The organism is Mesorhizobium shangrilense, assembly GCF_040537815.1.
GTDB classification, from domain to species: Bacteria; Pseudomonadota; Alphaproteobacteria; order Rhizobiales; family Rhizobiaceae; genus Mesorhizobium; species Mesorhizobium shangrilense.
Genome location: NZ_JBEWSZ010000002.1, coordinates 208,870 through 227,499, shown reverse-complemented (window position 1 = coordinate 227,499; position 18,630 = coordinate 208,870). Strand labels below are relative to the sequence as shown.

Here is an 18,630-nt window from a genome sequence, read left to right as displayed (position 1 = left end):
CCAAAAGTGAGAATCGGTTTTGGGATAACGACACGCATAAAAAATAACGAAAAGAACAAACCTGATGAACATGCCCCTCAAGATCGCCATGCCCGCCGAGGCATCCGCGGCGCCAAAAACCTACCGGCTGCTGATCGACGGCAAGCATGTCGATGCCCGCGATGGCCGCACGCTGGAACGCAAGAGCCCCGGCCACGGCTTCACCGTCTCGCATTATGCGCAGGCCGGCGAGGCCGAAGTGGAAGCGGCGGTTAAGGCCGCGCACAAGGCGTTCGAGACCGGTCCTTGGCCGCGTATGAAAGCATCCGAGCGCGCCGCGATCCTGCTCAAGGCCGCCGACCTGATCGAGGCCCGGCTGGAAGAGATCGCCCGGCTCGATGCGCTCGAATCCGGCAAGCCGATCGCCCAGGCGCGCGGTGAGATCGGCGGCGCCGTCGACATCTGGCGCTACGCGGCCTCGCTGGCCCGCACGCTGCACGGCGAATCCTACGCCAATCTCGGCGACGCCATGCTGGGCGTGGTGGTGCGCGAGCCGATCGGCGTGGTCTCGATCATCACGCCGTGGAATTTCCCGTTCCTCATCGTCAGCCAGAAACTGCCCTTCGCGCTCGCCGCCGGCTGCACGGCGGTGGTCAAGCCGAGCGAAATGACCTCCGCCTCGACCTTCGTTCTCGGCGACATCCTGATCCAGGCTGGCCTGCCCGCCGGCGTCGTCAACATCCTCGCCGGCCTGGGCGCCGATGTCGGTGCGCCAATGGTCAGCCATCCGCAGGTCGAGATGGTCTCGTTCACCGGCTCGACCCGCGTCGGCAAGATGACCATGGCCTCGGCCGCGCAGTCGTTGAAGAAGGTCTCGATGGAGCTCGGCGGCAAGAACGGCCAGATCGTCTTCCCCGACGCCGACCTCGAGGCCGCCGCCGACGCCGCCGTGTTCGGCGGCTTCTTCAATGCCGGCGAATGCTGCAATGCCGGCAGCCGGCTGATCGTGCATGAGGCGATCGCCGACGACTTCCTCGCCGCTGTAAAGGCGCTCACCGCCAAGGTGACCGTGGGCGATCCGCTCGACGACCGCACCAAGGTCGGCGCGATGATTTCGTCCGACCATCTGGCCAAGGTGACCGATTACGTCACGGCGGCCGCGAGCGAGGGCAGCAGTGTCTGCAGCGGCGGCAAGCAGCTGACCTCGAATGCCGGCCAATATCTCGATCCCACCATCATTCGCGGCGTCACCGAGGACATGGCCATCGCCCGCGAGGAAGTGTTCGGGCCGGTGCTTTCCGTGCTCACCTTTGAATCGATTGAAAAGGCGTTGCACATCGCCAACAACACGCCCTATGGTTTGTCGGCGGGCGTGTGGAGCGCCAGCATCGACACTTGCATGTCGGTGGCGCGAAGTGTGCGTTCGGGAACCGTTTGGGTGAATACGTTCATGGAAGGTTATCCCGAGCTGCCTTTCGGAGGCTACAAGCAGTCCGGTCTCGGACGCGAACTCGGCAAACGCGCCGTCGAGGATTATACCGAGGAAAAGACAATCCAGTTTCATCGCGGCCAGCGCACCGGATGGTGGGTCGGCTGAGTTGGGAAGAACCCGGTGGGCAGCCACCGGTCGTGTAACTGCAACAAGGGAGGAAGTTCATGTTGCGCAAACTGCTTATCGGAACGGCTCTGGCGTCAAGCTTTGCTTTCGCGGCCCACGCCGCGGACGTCAAGGAAGTGCAGATGCTGCATTGGTGGACGTCGGGCGGCGAAGCGGCTGCTCTCAACGTGCTGAAGGGCGACCTGGCAAAGGAAGGCTATGCCTGGAAGGACGTGCCGGTGGCCGGCGGCGGCGGCGACGCCGCCATGACCGCGCTGAAGGCGATGGTCGCGGCCGGCAACTACCCGACCGCCTCGCAGATGCTCGGCTACACCGTGCTCGACTATGCTCAGGCCGGCGTGATGGGCGACCTGACCGAGACGGCGAAGAAGGAAGGCTGGGACAAGTCGGTTCCGGCGGCCCTGCAGAAGTTCTCGGTCTATCAGGGCAAGTGGGTCGCGGCTCCGGTCAACGTTCACTCCGTCAACTGGCTGTGGATCAACAAGGCGGTGATGGACAAGATCGGCGGCACCGAGCCGAAGACCTTCGACGAGTTCGTCGCGCTGCTCGACAAGGCCAAGGCGGCTGGCGTCATCCCGCTGGCACTCGGCGGCCAGAACTGGCAAGAAGCCACCATGTTCGACTCGGTCGTGCTGTCGACAGGCGGACCGGACTTCTACAAGAAGGCGTTCAACGACCTCGACGACGCTTCGCTCAAGTCCGACACGATGAAGAAGTCGTTCGACAACCTGGCCAAGCTGGTCACCTATGTCGACCCGAACTTCTCGGGCCGTGACTGGAACCTGGCCACCGCCATGGTCATCAAGGGCGACGCCCTGGTGCAGGTCATGGGCGACTGGGCCAAGGGCGAGTTCCACGCCGCCAAGAAGACCCCGGGCACGGACTTCCTGTGCTATCGCTTCCCGGGCACCGACGGCTCCGTGATCTACAACTCCGACATGTTCGGCATGTTCAACGTTCCGGACGACCGCAAGGCCGCCCAGGTGGCGCTTGCCACCGCTACGCTGTCGAAGAGCTTCCAGTCGGCCTTCAACGTCGTCAAGGGCTCGGTCCCGGCCCGCACCGACGTGCCGGATACCGACTTCGACGCTTGCGGCAAGAAGGGCATCGCCGACCTGAAGAAGGCCAATGAAGGCGGCACGCTGTTCGGCTCGCTCGCCCAGGGCTATGGCGCGCCTCCGGCGGTCGCCAACGCCTATAAGGACGTCGTCTCGAAGTTCGTCCATGGTCAGATCAAGACCTCGGACGAGGCTGTGACCGAGCTGGTCAAGGCAATCGACGACGCCAAGTAAGCGCCACGTGCCAAAAACGCCTTCCCCGCTCCGGCGGGGAAGGCTCCGATCCGCGAGCCTGGTTGGCCGTGCGTCGACGGGAGGAGCCTCATGAGTACGGTAGCGACAAGCCAGATCAAGCTGACGCCGGAGCACGCCCGCCCGCGCGCCTCGGTGCGCTCGCGCCTGCAGGACGCCCTGCCGAAGATCGTGCTGGCGCCGAGCTTCGCCATCACCATCGTCTTCGTCTACGGCTTCATCCTGTGGACCATCTATCTGTCCTTCACCAATTCCAAGACCTTCCCGTCCTATGTCATCACCGGACCGCGCGCCTATCAGCGGCTGTGGGGCTGGACCTTCGACAGCGACCCGCCATCGAGCTGGTACACGTCGATCGTCAACATGGGCATCTTCGGCTTCCTCTACATTCTGATCTGCCTGGCGCTCGGCCTGTTCCTGGCCATCCTGCTCGACCAGAAGATCCGCGGCGAAGGCGTGTTGCGGCCGATCTACCTCTATCCCATGGCGCTGTCCTTCATCGTCACCGGCGTCGCCTGGAAATGGTTCCTCGATCCCGGTCTAGGCCTCGAACAGACCCTGCATCAGTGGGGCTGGACGAGCTTCCATTTCGACTGGATCAAGAACAAGGATTTCGTCATCTACACAGTGGTGATCGCCGGTGTCTGGCAGGCCTCCGGCTTCATCATGGCGATGTTCCTGGCCGGCCTGCGCGGCATCGACGGCGAGATCATGAAGGCGGCGCAGATCGACGGCGCCACCACCTTCCAGCTCTATCGCCGCATCGTCATCCCGCTGCTGCGGCCGATCTTCCTGTCAGCCTTCATCGTGCTCGCGCACCTCGCCATCAAGTCGTACGATCTGGTGGTCGCACTGACCAGCGGCGGGCCGGGCGGCTCGGCCTGGCTGCCTTCGAACTTCATGTATGAATACACCTTCAAGCGCAACGAGATGGCCGTAGGTTCGGCCAGCGCCGTGATCATGCTGATGACCATCGTCGCCATCATCGTGCCCTATCTCTATTCCGAACTGCGGGAGAAGCCGCGATGAGCGCTGTCGCCACCCCTGCCCGCCAAGCCTCTGGCGGCGTCAACGTCAAGATCGTCAACCGCATCGTCATCTATGGGCTGCTGGCTGTCTTCGCGGTGTTCTACCTGATGCCGCTGTTCGTCATGCTGGTCACCTCGTTCAAGACCATGGACGAGATCCAGAATGGCAACATGCTGGCACTGCCCAAGGCGCCGACCTTCGATCCATGGCTGAAGGCCTGGGGCGAAACCTGTGTCGGCCTCACCTGCGCCGGCATCAAGGGTTACTTCTGGAACTCCATCAAGATGGTGGTTCCGGCCGTGCTGATCTCGACGATGCTCGGCGCGCTCAACGGCTACGTGCTGACCAAGTGGCGTTTTCGCGGCCACACGCTGGTCTTCGGACTGATGCTGTTCGCCTGCTTCATCCCGTTCCAGTCGGTGCTGTTGCCGATGGCAACGATCCTGGGCAGCCTTGGCCGCTTCGGTGTCTCGCTGCAGAATTCGGTCGGAACCAGCTTCGGCCTCGGCAACCCGACGGTCAATCTCGTCTTCGTGCACGTCGTCTACGGCATCGGCTTCACCACGCTGTTCTTCCGAAACTACTACGAGGCGTTTCCGACCGAGCTGGTGAAGGCGGCGCAGGTCGACGGCGCGAGCTTCTTCCAGATCTTCCGGCGCATCATGCTGCCGAACTCGATGCCGATCTTCGTCGTCACCGTGATCTACCAGTTCACCAACATCTGGAACGACTTCCTGTTCGCATCCGCCTACGCCGGCACCGGCGACGCGATGCCGATGACGGTGGCTCTCAACAACGTCGTCAACACCTCGACCGGTGTCGTCGAATACAACGTCAACATGGCTGCGGCGATGATCGCCGCACTCCCCACCCTTCTCGTCTACGTGCTTGCCGGCCGCTACTTCGTGCGCGGTCTCATGGCAGGCGCCGTCAAAGGATAACCCGATGGCTTTTCTGGAAATTGATGGTCTGAGGAAGCGTTTCGGCCAGGTCGAGATCCTCAAGGGGATCGACGTCGAACTGGAAAAGGGCGGCTTCCTGGTGCTGGTCGGTCCGTCCGGTTGCGGCAAGTCGACCTTGCTCAACACCATCGCTGGGCTGGAGACGATCACCTCGGGCGAAATTCGCGTCGACGGACGAGCGATCAATGATCTGCACCCGTCCAAGCGCGACATCGCCATGGTGTTCCAGAGCTACGCGCTTTACCCGAATATGACGGTGGCCGGAAACATCTCCTTCGGCATGGAGATGCGCGGCGTGCCGGCCGCGGAACGCCAGAAGGCGATCGACAAGGTGGCGAAGGTCCTGCAGATCGGCCATCTCCTGCAGCGCAAGCCGAGCCAGCTTTCCGGCGGCCAGCGCCAGCGCGTCGCCATGGGCCGGGCGCTGGTGCGCGACCCCAAACTGTTCCTGTTCGATGAACCGCTGTCCAACCTCGACGCCAAGCTGCGCGTCGACATGCGCATCGAGATCAAGCGCCTGCATGCCACCACCGGCACCACCATCGTCTACGTCACCCATGACCAGATCGAGGCGATGACGCTGGCGACAAAGATCGCGGTCATGCGCGACGGCGAAGTCCAGCAATTCGGCACGCCGGCGGAAATCTACAACAACCCGACCAATCTCTTCGTCGCCGATTTCATGGGTTCGCCGGCGATGAACCTGATCCCGGCGACGATCGGCACCAACGGCAACGCATTGTCCGTTGTGCTGCAGCGCGAGGCGCGCGAGCCGATATCGCTGCCGATGGCCAATGCGCCTGCGGGCCTGTCGGCATTCCACGGCAAGCCGATCATCTTCGGTGTTCGCCCGGAAGCCCTGACCGATCCGGAAGGTGCCGAGCGCAATGCCTCGAACATCGCCACCGCCGACTGCCATATCGAGGTTGTCGAGCCGGCGGGATCCGACACCTTCGCGGTCACCAATCTTGGCGGCAAGGGCGTGGTGGCGCGGCTGCGTGCTGACGCCAACATCCAGCCGGGCACCAATACGCCGCTCGCCTTCAACCTGACCAAGGCGGTGTTCTTCGATCCGGCGACCGAGAGCCGCATTCGCTGACGGCTATGACAAATCCGGATATCGTCATCATCGGCTCCGGCATCGGCGGCGCCACGATCGCCTCCGGCCTTGCCGGGAGTGGCGCCTCGATCCTGATGCTGGAGCGCGGCGAACCCCTGCCGGCAACGCCGCATGCGCGTGACACGCGCTCCATTTTCGTCGACGGCCATTACCGGCCGAAGGAGATGTGGCGTGAGGCCGGCGGCCCCGCCTTCAACCCCGGCAATTACTACTATGTCGGCGGCAATTCGAAATTCTACGGCGCGGTGCTGATCCGCTACCGCAGCCAAGACTTTTCCGCCATGGACCACTTTGGGGGCGTCTCGCCGGCCTGGCCGTTTTCCTATGACGAGTTCGAGCCCTGGTATTCGAAGGCCGAGCAGCTGTTTCGCGTGCGTGGCACGCTGGGCGAGGACCCGACCGAGCCGTTCCACTCGATCCCCTATGCCTTCAAGCCTGTGCCCGACGAGGCGCCGATCGCGCGCGCCCGCGCCGAGCTCAAGGGCCTCGGCCTGCATCCGGCCTCGCTGCCGCTCGGCGTCGACATCGACACCTGGCTGAAGGAGGGCAAGACCGGCTGGGACGCCTTCCCCAACACCGGCCAGGGCAAGATCGACGCGCAAACAGGACCGCTGACAGCGGCACTCAAGGACACCAACATCCGGCTCGAGACCGGCGCTTACGTCGAATATCTCGAAGCGTCGACAGACGGCAAAACCATATCAGCCATCCACTACCGACAGAACGGCGCGTTGAAGAAAGTGGCGCCAAAGCTGGTCATTCTCTCAGCGGGAGCGGTCAATTCCGCCGTCATCCTGCTGCGCTCGCCCTCTTCCGACGGCAAGGGCCTCGCCAACCGCTCCGACCAGGTCGGGCGCAATTTCATGAACCACAATTCCAGCGCCATGCTGGCGATCGATCCACGCCGCAGGAACGATGCCGTCTACCAGAAGACGCTGATGCTGAACGACTACTATCTGTCCGACGGCAAGGGCGGCAAGCCGCTCGGCAACGTCCAGCTTCTGGGCAAGATCGACGGCAACATGCTGAAGGCCAATGTGAAGCTGGCGCCCAAATTCGCGCTCGATTTCATGGCCGGGCACGCCGTCGACTGGTACCTGATGTGCGAGGACCTGCCCGACCCGGAAAGCCGCATCATGGTCGACGGCAAGGACATCGTCATGCAGTGGCGGCGCTCCAACATGCAGTCGCTCGACGGCCTGACCAAGGTGATGCGCGAAAACTTCCGCGCCTGCGGCTATCCGATCGTGCTGTCGCGCCCCTTCGACAAGCGCACGCCCTCGCACCAGTGCGGCACTGTCAGGATGGGCGACGATCCGGCCACCGCGCCGCTCGATCCCTTCTGCCGCTCTTTCGACCAACGGAACCTCTTCGTCGTCGACGGCAGCTTCCTGCCCAATTCGGCCGCCGTGAACCCGGCGCTGTCGATAGCAGCACAGGCGCTGCGGGTTGCCGAGCATATCCGCAAGACGGAGCTGGCAGCATGACCCGCCCCGCAGCCATCATCACCGGCGGCGCGCGCGGTATCGGCCTTGCCTGTGCCCAGACGCTGGCGGAGTCCGGCTACGACATCCTTGTCGCGGACCTTGCCGAGACAGCGGCCGACGACCTTGCCGCTGACATCACCGCGCGTGGCGCCAAATTCGCCTACCACCGTTGCGACATCGCCGATCTCGGCGACCATGCGGCACTTGTCGACGCCGCCATAAGCGCCTTCGGCCGCATCGACTGCCTCGTCAACAATGCCGGCGTCGGAGCTGTCGTGCGCGGCGACCTGCTGGAACTCAAGCCCGAAAATTTCGACCGCACGCTCGGCATCAATCTGCGCGGCACAGTCTTTCTCAGCCAGGCCGTCGCAAAAGCCATGCTGGCGGCGCCCAGCGGCATCGCAAGGTCGATCATCACCATCACCTCGGTCAGTGCCGAGATGGCGTCTCCGGAACGTCCCGACTACTGCATCTCGAAGGCCGGCCTTTCGATGTGGGTGAAGAACCTGGCGCTGCGGCTCGCCCCTGAAAACATCGGCGTGTTCGAGGTCCGGCCGGGCATCATCCGCACCGACATGACGTCGGGTGTATCAGCCAAATACGATGCCTTGATCGACGGCGGGCTGGTGCCAGCAAAGCGCTGGGGTGAGACCGCCGACATCGGCGCCGTGGTGGCGACCCTCGCCGGCGGCAAGCTTGGTTTTTCGACCGGCTCGATCATCAATGTCGACGGCGCGCTGTCGGTGCCCAGACTGTGAACAGGTGACGCCATGACCGACTACATCATCGTGGGTGCCGGCCCGGCCGGTTGCGTGCTGGCCAACCGGCTGAGCGAGGATCCGGCGAATTCCGTGCTGCTGCTGGAAGCCGGCGGCAAGGACTGGCACCCCTATATCCACATGCCCGCCGGTTTCGCCAAGATGACCAAGGGCATCGCCTCCTGGGGCTGGTCGACCGTGCCACAGAAGCACATGAACGACCGCGTCTTCTGGTACACGCAGGCCAAGGTGGTCGGCGGCGGCTCCTCCATCAACGCCCAGATCTACACGCGCGGCAACGCACGCGACTACGATGCCTGGGAGAAGGAAGAAGGCCTGACCGGTTGGGGCTACCGCGACGTGCTGCCCTATTTCAAGCGCGCCGAAAACAACCAGCGCTACGCCAACGACTTTCATGGCGACCAGGGGCCGCTCGGCGTGTCGAATCCGATTTCGCCACTGCCGATCTGCGAAGCCTATTTCCGCGCCGGCCAGGAGATGGGAATTCCCTTCAACCCGGATTTCAACGGCGCCAGCCAGGAGGGCGTCGGCTATTACCAGCTGACCCAGAAGGATGCCCGGCGCTCCTCCGCCTCGGTCGCCTATCTGAAGCCGATCCGTGCCCGCAAGAACCTCACCATAAGAACCGATGTGCTGGTGACCCGCATCGTCGTCGAGAAGGGCCGCGCCATCGGCGTCGAAATCGTAGACAAGCCAGGCGGCCAGAAGACAATACTGCGCGCCGACCGCGAGGTGATCGTCTCGTCCGGCGCCATCGGCTCTCCAAAACTCTTGATGCAGTCGGGCATCGGTCCGGCCGATCACCTGAAGTCGGTCGGCGTCACACCAGTGCACGACCTGCCCGGCGTCGGCTCCAACATGCAGGACCATCTCGATTTGTTCGTCATCGCCGAATGCACCGGCGACCACACCTACGACAATTACGCCAAGCTGCACCGCACCGCATGGGCCGGCCTGCAGTACCTGCTGCTGAAGAAAGGACCGGTTGCCTCCAGCCTGTTCGAGACCGGCGGCTTCTGGTACGCCGACCCGACCGCAGCTTCGCCCGACATCCAGTTCCATCTCGGCCTGGGGTCCGGCATCGAGGCCGGCGTCGAGAAGCTGAACAACCCTGGCGTCACTCTGAACTCGGCCTTCCTGCGTCCCCGCTCGCGCGGCACGGTGCGGCTGAAGAGCGCCGACCCGGCCGACCATCCGCTGATCGACCCGAATTACTGGTCCGATCCCTATGATCGCGCCATGTCGCTCAAGGGCTTGAGGCTGGCACGCGAAATCATGCAGCAGAAGGCACTTTCCTCCTACGTGCTGCGCGAAGTGCTGCCTGGCCCATCACTCGCCAGCGACGATGAGCTGGTCGACTATGCCTGCCGCAGTTCCAAGACCGACCATCACCCGGTCGGCACCTGCCGCATGGGCCATGACGAGATGGCCGTGGTGACGCCTGACCTGCGGCTGCGCGGTCTCGAGGGCTTGCGCGTCTGCGACGCCTCGGTGATGCCGCGCGTGCCCTCCTCCAACACCAATGCGCCGACCATCATGGTCGGTGAAAAGGGTGCCGACCTGATCCTCGGCCGCGAGCCATTGCCGCCGGCGGTGTTTTCGGGCAATCGCGCCGCATAGCATTCGAGAAGGACAATTCGATGATCAGGCACTGCGTCTTCGTCAAATTCCGTAGCGATGTCGGCACCGGCGAGCGCAAGGCTGTTCACGCCGACCTTGAAGCGCTGCGGCAGATGATCGACGGCATGGGCGCCGTGAAATTCAGCGCCAATGTCAGCCCCGAACCCTTCGCGCGCGGCTTCACGCACGGCTTCACCATCGACTTCCGCGATGCCGCCGCCCGCGACGCCTATCTGGTGCATGAGGCGCATCAACGTGCCGGCGCCCGGCTGGTCGCGGCATTGGAGGGAGGCAGCGACGGGTTGATGGTCTTCGACCTCGACCTTACGAAAAAGTGACCGCCGGCTCTTTGAAAGCCGACTGATAACTGTTCTCTTTTGCGAGCAGGGCGACATATCGTTCCTTTGGGGGATGCAAAGGAGGACGCCTTGAGTCTCAATGCCGAGCAGAAGAAAACCGTCTTGGCCTCATTCCTGGGCTGGACTCTCGATGCTTTTGATTTCTTCCTTCTGACATTCCTGCTCACCGATATTGCCAGTGAATTCCAGACAGATGTCCCGGCAGTCTCAAAGGCACTGTTCCTGACCTTGGCCACGCGCTTCATCGGTGCGTTCATCTTCGGCATGCTCGCCGACAAATATGGGCGCAAGCCCATCCTTATGCTCAACATCGTCAGCTATTCGGTGATCGGGGCGCTGGCTGCGTTCTCGCCCAATCTCGGCATCTTCCTGGCGCTGCGTGCCCTATTCGGCATCGCCATGGGCGGCGAATGGGGGCTAGGCAGTTCGCTTGCCATGGAATCCATCCCGCCGAACGCTCGCGGCATGGTTTCGGGCATCCTGCAATGCGGATATCCAGCCGGCTACCTTTTGGCGGCCGTGGTTTATGGACTGCTCTATCAGCAGACGATCGGCGGCTACACGATCGGCTGGCGCGCCATGTTCCTGCTCAGCTTCGTCCCGGCGCTGATCGTTCTCTTCATCCGGTCCCATGTGCCGGAATCGCCCGCTTTCGTCGAGGCGCAGAACACGGTCAAGCCGGGACTCCTCGAAACGCTTCAAAAGCACTGGGGCATCGCCCTCTATTCCGTCGTGCTCATGATGTTCTTCAACTTCTTCAGCCACGGCACGCAGGACCTTTATCCGACCTTCCTGAAGAAGCAGCATGGCTTTGATCCGCACACGGTGAGCTGGATCACCATCGTTGCCAATCTTGGTGCCATCGTCGGTGGCCTGGCGTTCGGCGCGCTTTCCGAGAAGATCGGTCGCGTCAATGCAATCACCATCGCCTGCGTCATCGCCTTGCCGTCGATTCCGCTGTGGGCCTACAGCACCACGCCCGTCATGCTGGCCATCGGCGCCTTTGTCATGCAGATCGCCGTGCAAGGCGCATGGGGCGTCATCCCTGCACATCTCAACGAGCTTTCACCGGGCGCGGTGCGCGCGACCCTGCCCGGCTTCATCTATCAGGCCGGCAATCTCGCGGCGTCCTATGGCGGTCCGTACCAGGCAGGCATCGCTGAAAGCGCTGGGGGCAGCTACGGCTACGCGCTGGCGCTGTTCGCGGGCATTGTCGCCGTCTGCATCATCGTCGTCATCCGCTTCAGTCCGGAACGGCGCGGACAGGTGATGACCGTGCACGATAGGGAGGTCCCGGCCAGGGCATGATCCTGAAGTGCCCGTTCGGGATCAGGCTCAGTCAGCCCATCCTCAGCGCGACGACACCAGCAACGATGCTGAGCGCGGCGGCGCCGCGCCAGCCCGTTATCTTCTCGCCGAGCGCGAAGACCGAAATCATCATGGCGAACAGGATCGACGTTTCGCGCAGCGACGCCACCGAGGCGATCGGCGCCTTGGTCATCGCCCACATCACGATCCAGTACGCTGCACCGCTGAGCACGCCGGTGAATATGCCGGTCTTCCAGCTGCTGGCCAGCACCGGCAGCGCCTTTGGTCCCCGGAAGATGAGGCACAGTACGAGTGCACCCAACGCGTCGCAGACGAACAGCCATGCCGCGTAGCTCTGCGCGGTGGCGGCCAATCTCGCGCCGCTGCCGTCGGACAGCGTGTAGCTGGCGATGAAGATCGAGGTGCCCAGCGCATAGCCGACGGCGCGCAGGTTCAACTTCTCCAGATGCGCGCCGCCGCGAAACGACATCACCAGCGTGCCCGCCGACAACAGCACGATGCCGGCTATGGCGAACGGCCCGGGCACCTCGGCAACAACGAACACCCCGCCAAGTGCGGCAAGCAGCGGCGCGGTGCCACGCGCCAGCGGATAGGTCTGGGCGAAATCCCCGGCCTTGTAGGCGCCGATCAGGAAGGTCCGGTAGCCAATGTGGAAGATCACTGATGCAATGATATATGGCCACACTTCGGCCTTCGGCACCTCGACGAAAGGCAGCGCCACGAGTGCCGCCGCGCCCATGCCGAGCGTCATCAATGTGATCGACATGAAGCGGTCGAGATTGACCTTGACCAGCGCGTTCCAGATCGCATGCATGGCGGCGGCGGCAAGCACCGCGAAGAAGACGAAAAGCGTCATGCGCGGCTCATCAGCCCCCGGAATGTGCGGTTAGAGGTGTCTCGAGATCGATGTCGACGCGCACCGGAAAATGGTCCGAAGCAACCTCACCGATGTCGGCGCTGGCCGAACGCACCCGCCCCGCGAACATGCCGCCGACGAAGCAATGGTCGAGGCGCCGCTTTGTCAGTCTGCCGTCGATGGTCTTCACATGGGTATGGAAATCTTCCCCTGGCTCACTGGCGACAGCAGCGGCATCGACGAAGCCATCGCGATAGGCGGCGCCCCGATGATAGGGCGTGCTGCCGACGATGCGCCGGTATTCGGCGCTGCCCGGCTCCATGTTGAAATCGCCCATCCAGATCGCGGCCAGCGGGTTCTCCGGCTCCGGCTCCCCGCTCGTCCAGTTGCGCGCGGGCTCGTCATCCACGCCGCTCCACGGGCCGCCGTCGGACGGCGCCCGACGATGCTCCCCCAGGAGATAGTCGATCTGTTCCAGTCGCTCCTCCGCCGCGATATGGGCGAGATGCAGTGAGAGCACCCGCACCGGACCGGCCGGCGTGCGGATCATGCATTCGAGCGCCGCGTTGCGCGTGTTGAGCGGACGCACGGTACGGCGCATCGGCAGCGCGTGCGGCCGCGACCAGACGATCGGCAGCTTCGACAGCACCATGGTACCGAACTGCCGGCGGCGGTTGACGATGCGGCCATCCAGCCGCTCGCTGGCGTCCATGTCGAAGGCCGGACCATAGACCCAGTGATAGTCGGGCAGCAGGCTGGACAGGATTTCAGGCTGGTCGTCGAAATTGGTGCGCTGCCAGTGCCGCTCCACCTCCTGCAAGGCGATGATGTCGGCGCCGGCAACGATGCGCGCGGCACGCGACAGATCGTAATGACCGTCGCCGCCAAACCCGTACTGAATGTTGTAGCTGACCAGCTTCATTGATTATCCGGCTTAGTTTCGTAGGGGGAGTAGCGGTTCGGCTTCAAGCTTGCAATGTGCGGCATGACGGAAGGGGCTTGGGCCAAGAGCCCTCCCCGCTTCCTGCCTTGCGCGATCATGCACCGATTCCAAGACACTGGAGTATTCTCCGTGCGTCGAAAAACGGCGCGTGGCGTCTAGCAACCTGGATTTGTGGTCAGGTCCATGCCCGGCGCTGGCCGATCATCCTGCGAGCCAAAAGCAGAAGGCCGGCACGCTGGCGCCGGCCGTCTCGTTACGCCATGCCCTGACGGATACCCGATCAGCTGATCTTGGTATCGGTCTGCGGGTAGCGGAACTTCGTGTCGGTGAGACCTGCCGCATCCGAAAGTTCGGCCGCCAGCAATTGCGCCGCGATGATGTCGAGGATGCCGCGGGCAATGCGGTTTTCCTCCGGGGGCACGCGCAGCACCGTCAGCTTGCCCTTGTCGTCAATGCCGTCATTCGCTGTGATCAGGACCACTGGACAGCCGAGTTCGTTGAGCTGTTCGGCAAGGCGCATCTCGCGGCCGTCGCCGAACACGACAACGCCGGTGGTGGCATCCATCGATTCCATCGGACCATGCAGATAGTGGCGCGTATCCGTCGCTCCGGCCGGAATGCGTGACGCCTCGCGTATCAGCAGGGACGCACCATCGGCGGTTCCCAGCGACGACACAGCACCGACGCAGTCGATGGCGCGGCGGGCCGCGAACAGCTCGCCGAGGCGCTTCATCTTCGTCGCGGCATAGCCCAGCATATCGGCCACCTTGCCGGGCAGCGCGTCCCAGTCGGTCGCGGTGGCGCCGCAGAGCTTCTCGGTCAGCAGCCCGGCGGCCACCAGTGTGCCCGTGTAACCGGTACTGGACGGCGTCGCGTCATTGCCATTGTCGAGCTTGATGTGATGGCCGGCAGCCAGCGCCAGCGGGCTCGTCTCGTCCTTGGTGATCGCCAGTGCCGGCACACCCGCCTGTGCCTTCAGCGCGTCGACATTCTCGATGCTGCGGCCGCGATGCGACATGGCGATGATGGCATCGGCGACATTCGTGCCGTCGATCAAGTCGACGGCACGCATAGCAACCGCGCGACGCCCGCGCCGCGAAAGTTCGCCGGCCACCACCACCGATGCGGCAAAGCTCGCGCCAATGCCGGTGACCGCGACAAGCCCGGATGTGAACGGCGAGAGATCGACGCTTTCCAACCCAAGCCGCGCCGATTTGATACAGGCGGCGATGGATTGCGGCTGGCGTGCGACTTCGGACCGATAGCTCATGATTATACCTTCCTTTGCTTTGTGGTGTGATCGCCAACTACCGCGCGGCGGCGGCCAGGCTGCTCGCCATGGCCTTGGCCATCCGGAAGGCGCCTTCGACCGGCGCCCCATGGAAAATTCTCGCGGCGATGGTTCCTTCGGATTGGGCCTCGACTTCAGCGAGGAATGCGCAGGCCAGCGCTTGCTGCGAGACCATCACGCCGCCGCCAGCCACCACGACGTCGGCCGCCGCGCCATTGTGCTTGAGGCGCATCACCAGCTCGGCGAGATGGCGGGCGCCATCGGCAATCACCCCGGCCGCCAGTGCAGAGCCCTGTTCATGCGCGGCAAAGACGATCGGCGCATGGCGTCCGAGAGCCGCGGCGCCACCCTGGCGCGCGATGGCGCTGCCGATGCGCGCCGCGTTCCTGATCTCGAGCGCCTCGAACATCAGGCCCACCAGCGGATCGTCGAATGTCCCCCCGCAATCCAGATGCAGGCTGATAGCGCGGCCCGCTTCGCGCACCAGCCCGGAGGCGCTGCCTTCGTCGCCAATGACCCATCCCCAGCCACCGGCAACCATCATGCCAAGGGCTGCGTCACGACAGACCGCGATCGAGCCCGTTCCGGCAACCAGCCCGATCTGCCGTTCATGGCCGAGCGCCGCCGGCAAAAGCTCCGCATCGTTGACGACCGTGACCGCATAGGCTGCATGACGGTTGAAGGCTTCTTCGAAGGCCACGCATTCCGAGGCGTCGTCGCAGCCATGCGCGCCAACGGCGAGAGCCGCGACCTGCCCCCCCTCGACGAGGTGCGCGACTTTGCCAAGCAGCACTTTTGCATCCGTGTCCCAGTCACGCACGCGCCAATCGGCCGACGGCATGACGAGATCGCGGACGGTACCGGCAGCATCGCAGGCGCGCAGGTGCGTCTTGGTGCCGCCAATATCGATTCCAACTGTGATCAACGAATTTCTCCAGGCCATTGCCGCGCGCGGGCCAGTGCGCGGCAAGCGACAATCTCATCTCGTCCCATCGCGCGGGGCACGCTGCGCTGCCGCCGGATCAAGCGCTTCTGATCCGCTCGCCATCCATGCCGAACAGCAGCACACCAGCCGGGTCGAGCCTGACGAAACACTCCGTGCTGCCCTTGTGGCGCGCCATGTTGCTGCGAACGACCACACGCTCGCCCGTCGGCAGATCGGTGTGGATGAATGTGGCGTCGCCGAGTTCTTCGACGAAGGCCACCTTGGCAGCGACGGTGCCAGTCGCACTGTCATCCCCAGCGATCTCCAGATGCTCGGTGCGGACGCCGACTTCGACCTCGCGGACGCCAGGGGCGAAACCACAAAATGGCAATTCCACCGTGGCGCGCCCGCCAAGGCCCGACAGGGTGATCGCCTCTCCTCGCACATTCTCGACCTTGGCTTTGATGAAGCTCATCTTCGGCGAGCCGATGAAGCCAGCCACGAACCTGTTGTCTGGGTCATCATAGAGATCGAGCGGCGTGCCACATTGCTGGATGATGCCGCCATTCATCACCACCATCTTGTCGGCGAGCGTCATCGCCTCGACCTGATCGTGGGTGACATAGATCATCGTGGTGCCCAACTTGGCATGCAGCTGGATCAGCTCGGCGCGCATCTGGACGCGCAGCTCGGCGTCGAGATTCGACAGCGGCTCGTCGAAGAGGAACACCTTCGGTTCTCGCACGATGGCGCGGCCAATGGCGACGCGTTGCTTCTGGCCGCCGGACAGTTCGCCGGGCCGGCGATCGAGCAGCTTTTCCAGCCGCAGGATGGCGGCGGCGCGGTCGACCTTCTCCTTGATCACCGCTTTCGGCTCGCGCGCCATTGTCAGGCTGAAGGCCATGTTCTGGAATGCCGTCATATGCGGATAGAGTGCGTAGGACTGGAACACCATGGCGACGCCGCGCTTGGCCGGATCGACCTTGTTGACCACCTTGCCGTCGAGCCGGATTTCGCCGAGCGGCGCATCCTCGAGGCCGGAGATCATGCGCAGCAAGGTCGACTTGCCGCAGCCGGACGGGCCGACGAAAACCACGAACTCGCCGGACGCAATCGACAGGTTGACGCCGCGCAACACTTCCACCGTGCCGTAGGATTTGGAGACGTTGATGATTTGCAGATCAGCCATGCCAATGCCTTTGTTGATGTTCGGGGCGAGCGTCGCGGGTTGGGCGCGTTGAGACGTTCAGCCCTTGGAGCCGGACATCGCGATGCCCTCGACGATCTTGCGCTGGAACAGCAGGAAGAAGATGAGCGGGGGAAGTGCCGCCAGCAGGTTCGCGGCCATGACAATGTCGACGGTGACATGCGAGAACGGCGCGTTGAAAAGGCCGACGACCTGGCCGACAGTGTACATTTGCGGGCTGGGCGCGACGATCAGCGGCCAGATGAAATTGCCCCAGGTCTGCATGAAGGTGATGATGGCCAGCGTCACCAGCGCATTGCGCGACATCGGCAGTGCGATGTGCCGATAGATCTGGAAATGGCTGGCGCCGTCGAGCCTGGCCGCCTCGATCATCTCGCGCGGGATTGTACGCATGAACTGGATCAGCATGAACAGGCCGAACGCCGAAGCCAATCCCGGCACCACCAACCCCTGCATTGTGTTGAGCCAGCCAAAGCTCGCCGTCAGCAGATAGGTTGGAATGAGCGTGACCGCTGTCGGCACCATCAGCGACAGCATGACGACCGCGAACGTCGGCCGCTTGCCCGGGAATTCGAAAAGCGCGAATTCGAACGCCGCCATCGAGCCGATGATGAGCACGCCCGCGATCGTCAGCAGGCTGTAGGTGATCGAAATGTAATAGGCGTGCAGATAGCCGGTTTCGCTGAGGATGGTGTTGATCTTGGCAATGCCCGCACCGAACGACGTCGGCAGCAGGCGCGGATTGATCGAGACGGGAATGCCCGGCTCGGCGAACACCACATTGACCATCCAGACGATGGGAAACACCGCCACGATCGCCACGCAGATGGCGACGATCCATTTCAGGACTGTCCAGATGGACAGGTCCATCGCGTAGCGCGGAGTGGCGGAACTGACGAGGGCATCGGTGGTCATGGCTGGCTGCCCTTCTTGCGCAATGCGAACATCACCGCCGTCACCGCCACGATCACGATGGTCAGGATGAAACCGTAGGCGGCGGCCTGGCCGAACTTCAGTTCACCGAACCCGCGGCCCATCATGTCCATCACCGGGAACAGCAATGCGTTCTGGCGCCCGCCATATTGCGAGAAGGACGAGCCGGTGAGCAGCCATGGCTTGTCGAAGACCTGCAGCGCCGAGATCACGCCATAGGTCGTGACGAAGAACAGCACCGGATAGAGCATGGGGATGGTGATGTAGACGATTTCCTGGAGCTTGCTGGCGCCGTCGAGGCGAGCCGCCTCGTAATAATCCTTGGGGATGTTCTTCATGCCGGCAAGGATGATGACCATGTTGAATCCGGCCGAGACCCAGACATCGACGGCGATGAGTGAGTAGAGCATCGTCGAGGTGTCATTGAGGAACTGCACCGAGGGCAGCCCGAACAGGCCACGGATGGTGTTGAGCAGGCCGATATTGGGTGTGTAGATCCAGCGCCAGATGGTGGCCGCCAGGAACATCGGCAGCACGACCGGCATGAAGAAGATGCCCCGAAAGAAGTTCTGCCAAAAACCCTTGAAGCTGTCGACGAGCAGAGCCAGGCAGAAGGCGGCGGCGATACCGACCGGCACTGTGATGACGATATAGGTACCGAGGTTCCACATCGCCTTGGAGAAGTCACGCGAATGGATGATGCGCTGGTAGTTGGCCAGCCCGACGAACCGCGACGTCGTCGTCGCGTTCCAGTCGTAGAAGGAATAAACGAAGCCGCTGGCGATCGGATAGAGAAAGAACACCGCAAAGAGGGCCAGGAACGGAAACACCATCAACAGGTGGGGGATGTGTTTCTTGTCGAACATGGTGATCCTCGATGCGG

At 63.4% G+C, this 18,630-nt stretch carries 17 protein-coding genes; 10 read left to right on the top strand and 7 right to left on the bottom strand.

The annotated features are described in order from the left end of the window. Nucleotides 1-64 precede the first annotated feature (64 nt). The 10 genes from ABVQ20_RS25780 to ABVQ20_RS25735 all read left to right on the top strand — a co-directional run bounded on the left by ABVQ20_RS25780 (nucleotide 65) and on the right by ABVQ20_RS25735 (nucleotide 11,571). Nucleotides 65-1,576, top strand: coding sequence for an aldehyde dehydrogenase family protein (locus ABVQ20_RS25780; protein ID WP_354462481.1), 1,512 nt, complete (start codon nucleotides 65-67; stop codon nucleotides 1,574-1,576). A 59-nt stretch (nucleotides 1,577-1,635) separates the two neighbouring features. After that, nucleotides 1,636-2,889 carry an ABC transporter substrate-binding protein gene (locus ABVQ20_RS25775; RefSeq protein WP_354462480.1) on the top strand — a complete coding sequence of 418 codons (1,254 nt, stop codon included), beginning with the start codon at nucleotides 1,636-1,638 and terminating at the stop codon, nucleotides 2,887-2,889. A 90-nt stretch (nucleotides 2,890-2,979) separates the two neighbouring features. Continuing rightward, nucleotides 2,980-3,936, top strand: a complete 957-nt coding sequence (locus ABVQ20_RS25770; RefSeq protein ID WP_354462479.1) for a carbohydrate ABC transporter permease — start codon at nucleotides 2,980-2,982, stop codon at nucleotides 3,934-3,936. Further along, the gene (locus ABVQ20_RS25765) at nucleotides 3,933-4,877 is read left to right on the top strand and encodes a carbohydrate ABC transporter permease (protein ID WP_354462478.1); all 945 of its coding nucleotides are present in this window, start codon (nucleotides 3,933-3,935) and stop codon (nucleotides 4,875-4,877) included. Before ABVQ20_RS25770 ends, ABVQ20_RS25765 begins: the two co-directional genes overlap by 4 nt. 4 nt (nucleotides 4,878-4,881) lie before the next feature. Continuing rightward, nucleotides 4,882-5,997 (top strand): ABC transporter ATP-binding protein, encoded by a 1,116-nt coding sequence (locus tag ABVQ20_RS25760; RefSeq protein ID WP_354462477.1) that lies wholly within the window; start codon nucleotides 4,882-4,884, stop codon nucleotides 5,995-5,997. Between the two features lie 5 nt (nucleotides 5,998-6,002). Beyond that, entirely contained in the window at nucleotides 6,003-7,505 is a 1,503-nt protein-coding gene (locus tag ABVQ20_RS25755) for a GMC oxidoreductase (protein ID WP_354462476.1), read from the top strand. Beyond that, a complete protein-coding gene (locus tag ABVQ20_RS25750; protein WP_354462475.1) occupies nucleotides 7,502-8,263 on the top strand; it encodes a 3-ketoacyl-ACP reductase in 762 nt (253 codons plus the stop codon). The genes ABVQ20_RS25755 and ABVQ20_RS25750 overlap by 4 nt, the downstream gene beginning before the upstream one ends. Before the next feature lie 12 nt (nucleotides 8,264-8,275). Further along, a complete protein-coding gene (locus tag ABVQ20_RS25745) occupies nucleotides 8,276-9,904 on the top strand; it encodes a GMC family oxidoreductase (RefSeq protein WP_354462474.1) in 1,629 nt (542 codons plus the stop codon). 20 nt (nucleotides 9,905-9,924) lie between these two features. After that, entirely contained in the window at nucleotides 9,925-10,242 is a 318-nt protein-coding gene (locus ABVQ20_RS25740; RefSeq protein ID WP_354462473.1) for a Dabb family protein, read from the top strand. Nucleotides 10,243-10,332: 90 nt separating this feature from the next. Further along, complete coding sequence (locus ABVQ20_RS25735; RefSeq protein ID WP_354462472.1) at nucleotides 10,333-11,571, top strand: MFS transporter; 1,239 nt, start codon at nucleotides 10,333-10,335, stop codon at nucleotides 11,569-11,571. Nucleotides 11,572-11,602: 31 nt separating this feature from the next. Here the strand turns inward: ABVQ20_RS25735 and ABVQ20_RS25730 are convergent, their stop codons facing one another. From ABVQ20_RS25730 to ABVQ20_RS25700, 7 genes are all read right to left on the bottom strand, one after another. Next, on the bottom strand, nucleotides 11,603-12,448 hold the full coding sequence (locus ABVQ20_RS25730; RefSeq protein ID WP_354462471.1) for an EamA family transporter: 846 nt from the start codon (nucleotides 12,446-12,448) through the stop codon (nucleotides 11,603-11,605). Between the two features lie 10 nt (nucleotides 12,449-12,458). Next, the gene (locus ABVQ20_RS25725) at nucleotides 12,459-13,370 is read right to left on the bottom strand and encodes an endonuclease/exonuclease/phosphatase family protein (RefSeq protein ID WP_354462470.1); all 912 of its coding nucleotides are present in this window, start codon (nucleotides 13,368-13,370) and stop codon (nucleotides 12,459-12,461) included. 301 nt (nucleotides 13,371-13,671) lie between these two features. Next, on the bottom strand, nucleotides 13,672-14,661 hold the full coding sequence (locus tag ABVQ20_RS25720; RefSeq protein WP_354462469.1) for an SIS domain-containing protein: 990 nt from the start codon (nucleotides 14,659-14,661) through the stop codon (nucleotides 13,672-13,674). Nucleotides 14,662-14,698: 37 nt separating this feature from the next. Next, the gene (locus ABVQ20_RS25715; protein ID WP_354462468.1) at nucleotides 14,699-15,607 is read right to left on the bottom strand and encodes an N-acetylglucosamine kinase; all 909 of its coding nucleotides are present in this window, start codon (nucleotides 15,605-15,607) and stop codon (nucleotides 14,699-14,701) included. A 97-nt stretch (nucleotides 15,608-15,704) separates the two neighbouring features. Then, entirely contained in the window at nucleotides 15,705-16,796 is a 1,092-nt protein-coding gene (locus ABVQ20_RS25710) for an ABC transporter ATP-binding protein (protein WP_354462467.1), read from the bottom strand. A gap of 57 nt (nucleotides 16,797-16,853) precedes the next feature. Next, complete coding sequence (locus tag ABVQ20_RS25705; protein ID WP_354462466.1) at nucleotides 16,854-17,729, bottom strand: carbohydrate ABC transporter permease; 876 nt, start codon at nucleotides 17,727-17,729, stop codon at nucleotides 16,854-16,856. Further along, entirely contained in the window at nucleotides 17,726-18,613 is an 888-nt protein-coding gene (locus ABVQ20_RS25700; RefSeq protein WP_354462465.1) for a carbohydrate ABC transporter permease, read from the bottom strand. Before ABVQ20_RS25700 ends, ABVQ20_RS25705 begins: the two co-directional genes overlap by 4 nt. Nucleotides 18,614-18,630 lie beyond the last annotated feature (17 nt).